The sequence below is a fragment of the Pseudonocardia sp. genome (assembly GCF_050250275.1).
Lineage (GTDB): Bacteria > Actinomycetota > Actinomycetes > Mycobacteriales > Pseudonocardiaceae > Pseudonocardia.
In genome coordinates this window covers 1-9,981 of the sequence record NZ_JBFWOY010000066.1, presented here as the reverse complement: position 1 = coordinate 9,981, position 9,981 = coordinate 1, and the positions used below count along the sequence as shown (strand labels likewise).

The window sequence follows — 9,981 nt, the reverse complement described above, 5'->3', positions numbered from 1 at the left end:
CCGCTGGACGCCCCCGGACCACCCGGTCCGGGGGCGTTCGGCGTTGCAGGACAACGTGGTCGCGTGATTGATTCCTGGGGTGACGATGATGACCAGGGGCGCGGTGTTGCGCGTGGTGCCGGGGCGGTTCGAGGTCGTCGAGCTGGAGCTCGACGACCCACGCCCCGGTGAGCTGCGGGTCCGGATGGTGGCGAGCGGGCTGTGCCACTCCGACGACCACCACGCCACCGGCGACCTGAAGGCCGGGCGGCTGCCGTTCGCGGGCGGGCACGAGGGCGCAGGCGTCGTCGACGCGGTCGGTCCCGGGACGACCGGGTTCGCCGAGGGCGACCACGTCGTGTTCACGTTCCTGCCGGTGTGCGGGCGCTGCCGCTGGTGCGCGCGCGGCATGCAGAACCTGTGCGACCTCGGCGCCTCGCTGGCCACCGGCGCGCGCTGGGAGGACCCCACGTCGTTCCGGCTCTCCTTCGAGGGGGAGCCCGTCGCACAGATGGCCGGCATCTCCACGTTCTGCGAGTACACGACGGTGTCGACGTCGTCGGCGGTGAAGGTGCCGTCGGACATCCCGCTGGAGGTGGCGTGCCTGACCGGGTGCGGCGTCGGCACCGGGTGGGGCGCGGCGGTGAACTCGGCGGACGTGCGGCCCGGCGACGTCGTGATCGTGATGGGTGTGGGCGGCATCGGCATCAACGCGGTGCAGGGCGCGGCACACGCGGGCGCGGCCGCCGTCATCGCCGTCGACCCGGTCGAGTTCAAGCGGACGACGGCGCTCACGCTCGGCGCGACCCACGCCGTCGCCGACATCAAGGAGGCCGCCGAGCTGGCCCGCTCGATGACCAACGGGCAGGGCGCGGACTCCTGCATCGTCTGCCCCGGGGTCATGACGGGCAAGCACGTCGGGCAGGGCGTACGGGCGGTGCGCAAGGCCGGGACGTGCGTCGCCGTCGGGGTGGGCGACGTCCGCACCGGCGACGGCGACATCCCCCTCGCCGAGCTCGTCCTGTTCCAGAAACGCCTGCAGGGCAGCCTGTTCGGGGCCAGCGCCCCGACCGCCGACATCCCCGCCCAGCTGGAGCTGTACCGCCGCGGCATCCTCAAGCTCGACGAGCTGGTGACCCGCCGCTACACCCTCGACGAGGTCGCCCAGGGCTTCGACGACATGCACGCCGGGCGCAACATCCGGGGCGTGGTCGTCTACTGAGACCCGCCGGGGTCAGTCCGTGACGGTCCCCGCCAGCAGCGGCTCGAACGGGATGTCGGGGAACTTGCGGATGATCACTTCCATGCGCCACTTGTTGCTGAACACCGCCAGCCGCACGCCGTCGCTGCGGACGAGGACCTCGCACTCGGACTGGCTCGACAGCGCGGCCTCGCCGGCCTCGTCGGTGACCCGCGCGAGCTGGTAGGGCAGGACGTCGAGCCGGATCGGCGCCGAGAACTCCGACGCCATCCGGGCGGCGACGACGTCGAACTGCAGCGGGCCGACCGCGGCCAGCACCGGCGCCTGGTCGCCACGCGCGTCGGAGCGCAGGACCTGGATGACACCCTCGCCGTCGAGCTGCTCGATGCCGCGCCGGAACTGCTTGGTCTTGCCGGCGTCGGCGGTCCGGGCGACGGCGAAGTGCTCCGGGGCGAAGCTGGGGATCGCGGGGAAGGTCACCGGGTCGTCGGAGTACAGGGTGTCGCCGGGGCGCAGCGCGTTGGCGTTGACGAGGCCGACGATGTCGCCGGGGAACGCCTCCTCGACGGTGGTGCGCTGGTTGCCGAACACCGACTGCGCGTACTTGGTGGCGAACGGCTTGCCGGTGGCGCCGTGGGTGAGCACCATGCCGCGCTCGAAACGCCCGGAGTTGATGCGCAGGAACGCCATCCGGTCGCGGTGGGCCTTGTCCATACCGGCCTGCACCTTGAAGACGAGCCCGGACAGCGGCGCGTCGATGGCGCGGGGCCTGCCGTCGGCGTCCTCGCGTTCCGACGGCGACGGCGCCAGCGCGACGAGCGCGTCGAGCAGCCGGGCCACGCCGATGTTGGACAGGGCCGCCCCGAACAGCACCGGGGTCGCCTTGCCCGACAGGAAGTCCTTCTCGTCGAAGGTCGCGCCGATCTCGGCGAGCAACGCGATCTCGTCCTGCGCCGTCGACCAGAAATCGGGCTCCTCGGCGGCGATGACGTCGGCCGCGACCTGCTCGGCCGAGGCGCGGGTGGCGCCACCGGCGGCGCGGGTGAAGCGGGTGAACTCGCCCGTCGACACCTCGATCAGCCCGCGCAGCTCGCCCGCGACGCCCAGCGGCCAGGTGACGGGCATGGGCCGCAGCCCGATCGTCTGCTCCACCTCGTCGAGCAGCTCCAGCGCCTCACGGCCCGGCCGGTCCCACTTGTTGACGAACGTGATGACGGGGATGTGGCGGGAGCGGCAGACGTCGAACAGCTTGAGCGTCTGCGGTTCGAGGCCCTTCGCCGCGTCGAGCAGCATCACGGCCGCGTCGACCGCCGCGAGCACGCGGTAGGTGTCCTCGGAGAAGTCGCCGTGGCCGGGGGTGTCGAGCAGGTTGATGACGGCACCGGAGTACTCGAACTGCAGCACCGCGCTGGAGACGGAGATGCCGCGCTGGCGCTCCATCTCCATCCAGTCCGACGTCACGCCCTTGCGGCCGGACTTGCCGTGCACCGCGCCCGCCGAGTCGATCACCTGCGCGTGCAGCGCCAGCGCCTCGGTGAGCGTCGACTTGCCCGCGTCGGGGTGGCTGATCACCGCGAACGAGCGGCGGCGGCGCGCCTCGTCGACGATCCGGTCGGATGTGGGGGATTCGCTCATCGTCCTGCTCGTGCGTCTCGCGAACCACGGCGGGTCGCGCAGCGCGCGTCGGTGGCATCGCCCGGGAAGACCTGATTTTACGTCGGCGCCGGCACGTCCTCACCTCCGGAGGTGCGTGACTGCGCGGGCGGTCCACGCGGCCGTGCGGGTGCGCCCGGCGTCGGTGGGTCCGGGCAGGTCGGCGATCGTCGCGGCGACGCTGACGAGGACCGCGGGCCGGCGGCGGGACCTGCTGGGCGGCACCGGGTTCGACGTCGCCGCGATCATCCCGGTCCCCGGTGCGGCCACCGCGAACGAGGCGGCACCCGTCAGCGCACGGTGACCTCGTCGCCGACCCGGATCGTCCCGCCCTGCACGACCTCGGCATAGCAGCCGGCGCACGGCAGCACGCCGAACCCGGGCACCTCGACGCGGTTGCGGGTCAGGACCTTCCGCACCGCCTGCGGTGCGCGGGGCAGGTCGCCGTGTTCGAGGGTCGGGACCGAGCAACGCGGCGTCGGCACCGAGATCCGCAGGACCGTCCACTCGCCGACGTGCAGCTCCCGCCCCACCCAGTCGTTCTCGACGAACGGCGGCGTGCCCGGCGGCGTCTCCAGCACCAGGTTGGGGCGGTAGCGGATGTGCTCGACGCCGACCTCGTCGAGGGTGGCAGCGGTGATCAGGTGCAGCGGCGCGTAGTCGACGAACGTCGTCCCCGGCGACCCCATCCCGAGCTCCAGCGTCGCCGCGGGGACGGCGGCCTCGACACCCTCGGCGAGGACGTCCTCGGGGTCGGGGCGCTCGACGGTCGCGCCGTCGGGCCGGTCGGTCGCGACGTGCACGACCCGGCCGAGCTCGGCGGACAACCGGCTGTCGACGTCGGGGGAGGCGGCGTCGAGCGTCCACCCCGCCGGGGAGCTGATCACGACGCGCCCGCCGTCGACCGTCGCGGAGTACTTCAGCAGGTCGCGCCACAGCCGCGGGTGCTTGGCGGTGGCGACGAGCCCGGACTCGTCGTCGATGATCGCGACGCCGCGGTCGTTGCGCAGGCCCGCCGCATCGACCCGGCCCTCGCTGATCCGCTCGCCCAGCATCGACTTCACCGGGTAGCGCCACATGGTCGTGACCTGCACGATCTCCTCCGTCAGTTGTGCTTGCGGGTGCCTTCGGGCAGGCCACCCCCGCGGTAGACGTCCTCGGCCAGCGACGCCAGCGCGGTGAGGGCGACGTTCTGGCTCCACGGACCGTACGACACGCGTGCGACGCCGATCCTTCGCGCGGCGTCGAGCGGGATGGAGCCGGGGATGCCGATCAGGTTGACCTTCTGCTCACCCAGGGCCTCGACCAGTCGTCCGACGGTCGTCTCGTCGAGCAGGCCGGGGGCGAAGAAGCTGGTGGCACCGGCGTCGAGGTAGGCGCGGCCGCGCGTGATCGCGTCGGCCAGGACGTCTTCGGGGTCGCGCCCGCCTGCACGCAGGAACACGTCGGTGCGGGCGTTGAGCGCGAACGGCACCCCGGCCCTGTCGGCGGCGGCCACCGCGGCCTCGACGGCCCTCACGGAGTCGGCGAGGGGCTTCACCTGGTCCTCGAGGTTCGCGCCCACGACGCCGACGTCGATCGCGCGGGCGATCGTGCCGCCCGCGTCGCCGTAGCCGGCCTCGAGGTCGGCGGTGACGGGGAGGTCGCCCGCGGCGCGGGCGATGAGGCCGACCTCGGCGATCATCAGGTCGCGGGGGATCTTCTCGCCGTCCTCGTAGCCGCGGGACGCGGCGATGGAGTGGCTCGCGGTGGCGAGTGCCTTCGTACCGGGTGTGTTCGCCACGACGGTCGCGGTGACCGCGTCCCACACGTTGACCACGAGCAACAGTTCGGGCGCCTCGTGCAGGCGGCGGAGTTCGGTGGCCTTCTCGACGATCGTGCTCATGTGGGCCGCAACCGCCGCGCTGAACGAAGCCTTCCCTTGTGGTCGGGATCTGTCCGCAACGTGCGGCAGGCTGTGCGCCATGACGACCCGACCGGGAACCACACTGTCGAGCCGGGCGCTCAACCGGGCGACCCTCGCCCGGCAGCTCCTGCTCGACCGCGCCGGCCTGGCCGTCCACGACGCCGTCGCGCACCTGGGCGGAGTGCAGGCCCAGGAGCCGCAGGAGCCGTTCGTCGGGTTGTGGTCGCGGCTGCGCGGGTTCGACCCCGCCGTGCTCTCCGGGCTGCTCGTCGACCGCAGGCTCGTGCGGACGACCCTGATGCGCCGCACCATCCACCTCGTCACCGCCGACGACGCGCTGGCCTGGCGGTCGCGGCACGACGAGATGCTGCGCCGGCGGATGCTCGGCGTGTACCGCCAGGAACTCGCCGGGGTCGACCTCGACGAGCTGGCCGCTGCCGGGCGCGAGCTGATGGCCGACGGACAGCCGCGCACGCAGGCGGAGGTCGGTCGCGCGCTGGGCGAGCGCTGGCCGGGCCCGGGTCCGCGGGTGCTGGGCGAGGCCGTCGTCGCCACGCTCGTGCCGATGGCGCAGCTGCCCCCACGCGGGATGTGGCGGGTCGGCGCGGGGGTGCGCAACCAGACCCTCGCAGCCTGGCTGGGCCGCGAGATCGACCCGCCCGCCGCCGCCGGGACCGACCCCGTCGGCGAGCAGCTGGTGCGCCGCTACCTGGCCGCCTACGGCCCGGCGGCGAGCGCGGACCTGCGGGCCTGGTGCGGCCTGTCCGGGCTGCCCGCCGCGATCGCCGCCGTCCGGCCGGAACTGGTCGCGTTCCGCGACGACCGCGGCCGCGAGCTTCTCGACCTCCCCGACGCCCCACGCCCCGACCCCGACACCCCCGCGCCGGTGCGGTTCCTGCCGGCCTTCGACAACGCGATCCTGGGCTTCGACGACCGCAGCCGGATCGTCGACGACGCCCACCGCGGGATCTCCGTCGCGGGGGAGCGGGCGGTGCTCGTCGACGGCCGGGTGGCGGCCACGTGGATCGTCGCCGACCGGGTCGTCGTCGTGACCCCGCTGCGCCGCTTCACCCGCGCCGACCGCGTCGCCGTCGCCGAGGAGGGCCGGCTCGTCGCCTCGTTCCTGTCCGACGGCGAGCACGACCGCGTCCGGGTCGTGGCCTCGATGCGCTGACTCTTTGCCGTGTGCGCCGGGACCTGCACTTTGTGCACTGACCCGGACCGTCGCGCGCACCGGGTCACGCCGCGACGAGCAGGGTCGCGACGGACGTCGCGTAGTCTCGGCCCATCCAGCCCCCGGAATTGACCGACAGTGCGTGGCGGACGCCGTCGATCTGCCGCGGCCCGGCCTGGCCGCGGACCTGGCGGCCGAGCTCGGCGAGCTGCGCGAGGCCCGTCGCGCCGAGGGCGTGTCCACGGCTGAGCAGCCCGCCGTCGGTATTGACGGGGGAGTCGCCGTCCCGCCCGGTGCGGCCCTCGAGCACCGCTGCGGCGCCCCTGCCCGGCTCGGCGATCCCGACCTGCTCGTACTGGACCAACTCGGCGTAGGCGCAGGCGTCGTGGAGCTGGAAGACGTCGATCTGCGACGGCCCGAGCCCGCTGCGCCGGTACGCCTCCCGCGACGCGCGCGCGACGACCGAGTCGCCCTCGCGGTAGCTGACGAGCGTCGACACCGCGACGCGCACCTGGTCGCCGGGGCGGGCGGCGGTGAACACGAGCGCGGCGGCGCCGTCCGTGAGCGGGGAGCAGGTGAGCAGCGTCAGCGGGTCGGCGACGGGTCGGCTGGCCACGACGTCGTCCCGGGTGATGGGTGTGCGGAACTGGGCGTGCGGGTTGTCGGCGGCGAACCCGCGGTTCTTGACGGCGATCGCGGCGAGGGCGTCGCGGACGTCGCCGTGCTCGGCGGCGTAGGCCCGCGCGGCGGCGGCATAGGCGCCCATCATCACCGAGCCACCCTCGACGTCCTCTCCGTCGCGGTTCAGCGAGAGGTCGGTGCCCGACTCGATCGCCGCGAACGAGCGTTGCTTGTCGGGATGGAACAGCTTCTCCGCGCCGACGGCGATTGCGACGTCGACCTGCCCGGAGGCCACCGACAGCCAGGCCAGGTGGGCGGCGGCGCTGCCGGAGGCGCAGGCGTTCTCGGTGTTGAGGATCGGGATGCCGGCGAGCCCGGTGCCCTTGAGCGCGACCTGGCCACGGATCATCTCCTGCCCCGACAGCACCCCGGCGGCGGCGTTGGAGAACACGGCGGACTCGACGTCACCGGCGGCGAGCCCGGCGTCGTCGAGGGCAGCGGCGACGGCCTCGGCCGCCAGCGAGCCGAGGGACCGGTCGAGGTGCTTGCCGAACGGGGTGGTGGCGATGCCGGTGACGGCGACCTCGCGCAGGCTCACTGCTGGCTCTCCTTCGTACGGGCAGTTCAGAGGTCGTGAGCGGCAATGGTCGCGATTGCGGCTATTGCCGCTCACAGGGTGTGTTCGGGCCAGTCGGGCAGGTCGGCGTCCTTGACGACGCCGGTGGCGTTGAGGAACCCGGCGGCCATCCGGTAGAAGCCGACGAGCACGACCAGCTCGACACGCTGCACGTCGGTCCACTCGTCGCCGAGCTCGGCCCAGGTGGCGTCGGAGACGTCGACGGAGTCGAGGACCTCGTCGGCGGCGCGGAGCAGGGCGCGGTCGCGGGGCGACCACTCCTCGGAGTCGCCTGCGACGCGGGCGATCTCGTCGTCGGTCAGGCCGGAGCGACCGCCGATCAGGACGTGCTGCGCCCACTCGTAGACGCAGCCGCACCGCCATGCCGTGCGCAGCACGACGAGCTCGCGCTCGCGGGCGGGCAGCTCGCCGCGGGTGAGGAAGAACCCGCCGAGGACGTTGAACCGCTTCATCAGCCGCGGGTGCCGGGCCATCGTCCGGAAGATCGCCAGCGGGACGCCGCGGTCGTCGCCCAGGGTCTTGGCGAGCATCTCGGCGACCTCGGGCCCGGGGTCGTCGACGGGGGTGACGCGGGGGTCGGCAGCATGCGTGAACGGCATCAGCCGACGACCTTCGACTCGCGCAGGGCGGCGATCTCGTGGTCGTCGAGGCCGAGGCGGGTGCGCAGGACCTCGTCGGTGTGCTCGCCGAGCGCGGGCAGCGCCGTCGGTTCCTGGCCGACCAGCGAGCTGGCGACCTTGATCGGGTTGCCGATCGTGCGGATCGTGCCGAGGTCGCGGTTCGTGGTGTCCTGGCGCATCTGGCGGGCGGCGATCTGCTCGTCGTCGAGCAGGTCCTCGGTGGTGTTGACCGGTGCCGACGGGACGCGAGCGGCCTGCAGCTCCGCGACGGCCTGCCCGCGGGTGCGCCCCCTCGTCCACTCCTCGACGGCTGGCCGGACGATCGTCTCGTGCGCCTTGGACCGCATGTGCCCGGTGACGAGGTCGGGATGGTCGACGAGGTCGGGCCGGTCGATGCAGGCGCAGAGCGCGGCCCACTCTCGCGGGTTGAGGACGGCGATGATCACGTAGCCGTCGCTCGCCTCGAACGGCCCCCACGGCGACTGCAGCGCGTACTGGCCGCGGCCCATCGACTCGCCCAGGTGTTCCTGGTAGGCCATCGGCAGGTCGTTCATGAGCAGGCAGGCGTCGAACATCCCGATGTCGACGCGGGTGCCCTCGCCGGTGCGGTCGCGGTCGCGCAGCGCGACGAGCGTGCCCGCGAAGGCGCAGGTGCCGGAGAAGATGTCCGACATCGCGAAGCCCATCCACGCGGGTGGGCGGTCCTTCTCCCCGGCGAGGTGGGTGAGCCCGGCCATGGCCTCGGCGATGATCGCGTAGGCGGGCTGGTCGCGGTGCGGGCTGGGCAGCACGTCGTCGTGGCCGAAGCCGCTGATCGAGGTGTAGACGAGCCGCGGGTTGAGCTCGTGCAGCCGCTCCCAGGAGAAGCCGAGACGGGCCAGCACGCCGGGCCGGAAGTTCTCGACGAGCACGTCGGCCTGGGTGACCAGCTCGGCGAGGATCTCCTTGCCGCGCTCGGACTTCAGGTCGAGCTCCACGCTCTTCTTCCCGCGGGTGAAGCGCAGGATGTTGAGATTCGTCGACCCGCCGGGGCCGTGCAGCTCGTAGCCGGCCTTGCGATAGGTCTCGCCGCCGACGGGCTCGACCTTGATCACCTCGGCGCCGAAGTCGGCCATCATCATGCTCGTCACCGCCCCGCTGACGATCTGGGTCAGGTCGACGACCGTCACGCCGTCCAGTGCGCGTACCGCCACGGATCCCCCGTCGTTGAAGAAGTCCAGAGTTCCCACGCTCACTGGATGAGAACTACGCTTGCCAGATGACATCACGGTAGGAACGAGCCAGACGCCAGTCAAGGGCGGGTGGCGCAGTAGGCTCGCCCGCGATCACGGAAGGGGAGTGGCCGGTGCGCTCGATGCAGCGGGTGGTCGCGATCCTCGAGGCCGTGGCCGCGTCCCGCGGGCCCGCCACGGCGGCCCGGGTCAGCGCCGGGATCGAGCTGTCCATCTCCACGGTCTCGCGGATCATGCGCGACCTCGCCGAGGAGCAGATGCTCGACCGGCTCGACGACGGCTCCTACCTCCTCGGCTCACGGATGTTCAAGCTGGTCCGCGACGCGCGCGAGGGTGGCGACGCGATGACGACGATCCACCGCGTGCTCGCCGAGCTGCGCGACCGCACGGGCGAGACCGCCTCGTTGCACGTGCGGCGCGACGACACCCGCGTGTGCATCGCGTCGGTCGACAGCCGCCACGAGCTGCGCCGGGTCGTCCCCGTGGGCGACGCGATCCCGCTGGTCGGCACCGCGACCGGGCACGTCCTGATGGCCGAGCTGCCCGCGGCCGAGCAGACCGCACTGATCGACAGGGCGCGGGCGACCTCGTCGCGGGTCGAGCTGCTCGGCCGGCTGCGCGAGGCCGCCGAGAACGGCTGGGCGGTGCAGGCCGACGGGCTGATCTCCGGGGTCACCGGGGTCGCGGCGCCGGTCCGGGTGGGCGGGCGGATCGTCGCGGCCGTGACGCTGTCCGGCCCGACGACGCGGATGCCGAGCGAGGTCGTCGAGAGGATCCTGCCCGACCTGGAGGACGCGGCGCGCCGGATCGAGCCGTGGGTGCGGGAGCCGTCCTAGTGTCGTGAGTCGTTAATCTTGGTGCAGTATCGGGCGATGCTGGCGAGGATGTCGTCAGCGGTCTTGGTCCAGACGTAGGGGCGGGGATTGTCGTTCCAGGTCGCGATCCAGGCTCGGATGTC

At 73.0% G+C, this 9,981-nt stretch carries 10 protein-coding genes and 1 pseudogene; 4 read left to right on the top strand and 7 right to left on the bottom strand.

What is annotated here, in order from left to right; genetic code table 11:
* The first annotated feature begins 85 nt into the window (after nt 1-85).
* Nucleotides 86-1,201, top strand: coding sequence for an NDMA-dependent alcohol dehydrogenase (locus tag AB7F12_RS31435; RefSeq protein ID WP_428518067.1), 1,116 nt, complete (start codon nt 86-88; stop codon nt 1,199-1,201).
* A gap of 12 nt (nt 1,202-1,213) precedes the next feature.
* Here AB7F12_RS31435 and AB7F12_RS31430 read toward each other — a convergent pair whose 3' ends face one another.
* Nucleotides 1,214-2,815: a peptide chain release factor 3 gene (locus AB7F12_RS31430; RefSeq protein WP_428502392.1), complete on the bottom strand. Its 1,602-nt coding sequence runs from the start codon at nt 2,813-2,815 to the stop codon at nt 1,214-1,216.
* 115 nt (nt 2,816-2,930) lie between these two features.
* On the opposite strand from AB7F12_RS31430, the gene AB7F12_RS31425 reads away from it, so the two are divergent.
* Nucleotides 2,931-3,137, top strand: coding sequence for a hypothetical protein (locus AB7F12_RS31425; RefSeq protein WP_428502393.1), 207 nt, complete (start codon nt 2,931-2,933; stop codon nt 3,135-3,137).
* Here AB7F12_RS31425 and AB7F12_RS31420 read toward each other — a convergent pair.
* Together AB7F12_RS31420 and AB7F12_RS31415 are read right to left on the bottom strand one after the other, a co-directional pair.
* Nucleotides 3,124-3,927, bottom strand: coding sequence for an MOSC domain-containing protein (locus AB7F12_RS31420; protein WP_428502394.1), 804 nt, complete (start codon nt 3,925-3,927; stop codon nt 3,124-3,126). The two genes, AB7F12_RS31425 and AB7F12_RS31420, sit on opposite strands and share 14 nt — an antisense overlap.
* An 11-nt stretch (nt 3,928-3,938) precedes the next feature.
* Nucleotides 3,939-4,718 (bottom strand): isocitrate lyase/PEP mutase family protein, encoded by a 780-nt coding sequence (locus AB7F12_RS31415; protein WP_428502395.1) that lies wholly within the window; start codon nt 4,716-4,718, stop codon nt 3,939-3,941.
* 79 nt (nt 4,719-4,797) lie between these two features.
* Here AB7F12_RS31415 and AB7F12_RS31410 point away from each other — a divergent pair, with 79 nt between their 5' ends.
* Nucleotides 4,798-5,913 carry a winged helix DNA-binding domain-containing protein gene (locus tag AB7F12_RS31410; RefSeq protein WP_428502397.1) on the top strand — a complete coding sequence of 372 codons (1,116 nt, stop codon included), beginning with the start codon at nt 4,798-4,800 and terminating at the stop codon, nt 5,911-5,913.
* A gap of 64 nt (nt 5,914-5,977) precedes the next feature.
* Here the strand turns inward: AB7F12_RS31410 and AB7F12_RS31405 are convergent, their stop codons facing one another.
* The 3 genes from AB7F12_RS31405 to AB7F12_RS31395 all read right to left on the bottom strand — a co-directional run bounded on the left by AB7F12_RS31405 (nt 5,978) and on the right by AB7F12_RS31395 (nt 9,020).
* A complete protein-coding gene (locus tag AB7F12_RS31405) occupies nt 5,978-7,132 on the bottom strand; it encodes a thiolase family protein (protein ID WP_428502398.1) in 1,155 nt (384 codons plus the stop codon).
* A 71-nt stretch (nt 7,133-7,203) separates the two neighbouring features.
* On the bottom strand, nt 7,204-7,770 hold the full coding sequence (locus AB7F12_RS31400; RefSeq protein ID WP_428502399.1) for a carboxymuconolactone decarboxylase family protein: 567 nt from the start codon (nt 7,768-7,770) through the stop codon (nt 7,204-7,206).
* Nucleotides 7,770-9,020, bottom strand: a complete 1,251-nt coding sequence (locus AB7F12_RS31395) for a CaiB/BaiF CoA transferase family protein (protein WP_428502400.1) — start codon at nt 9,018-9,020, stop codon at nt 7,770-7,772. Before AB7F12_RS31395 ends, AB7F12_RS31400 begins: the two co-directional genes overlap by 1 nt.
* Nucleotides 9,021-9,145: 125 nt before the next feature.
* On the opposite strand from AB7F12_RS31395, the gene AB7F12_RS31390 reads away from it, so the two are divergent.
* Nucleotides 9,146-9,859 carry an IclR family transcriptional regulator gene (locus tag AB7F12_RS31390; RefSeq protein WP_428502401.1) on the top strand — a complete coding sequence of 238 codons (714 nt, stop codon included), beginning with the start codon at nt 9,146-9,148 and terminating at the stop codon, nt 9,857-9,859.
* On the opposite strand, the pseudogene AB7F12_RS31385 reads toward AB7F12_RS31390, so the two are convergent.
* Nucleotides 9,856-9,981: pseudogene (locus AB7F12_RS31385) on the bottom strand (IS630 family transposase); the annotation flags it as partial. The gene AB7F12_RS31390 and the pseudogene AB7F12_RS31385 overlap by 4 nt on opposite strands.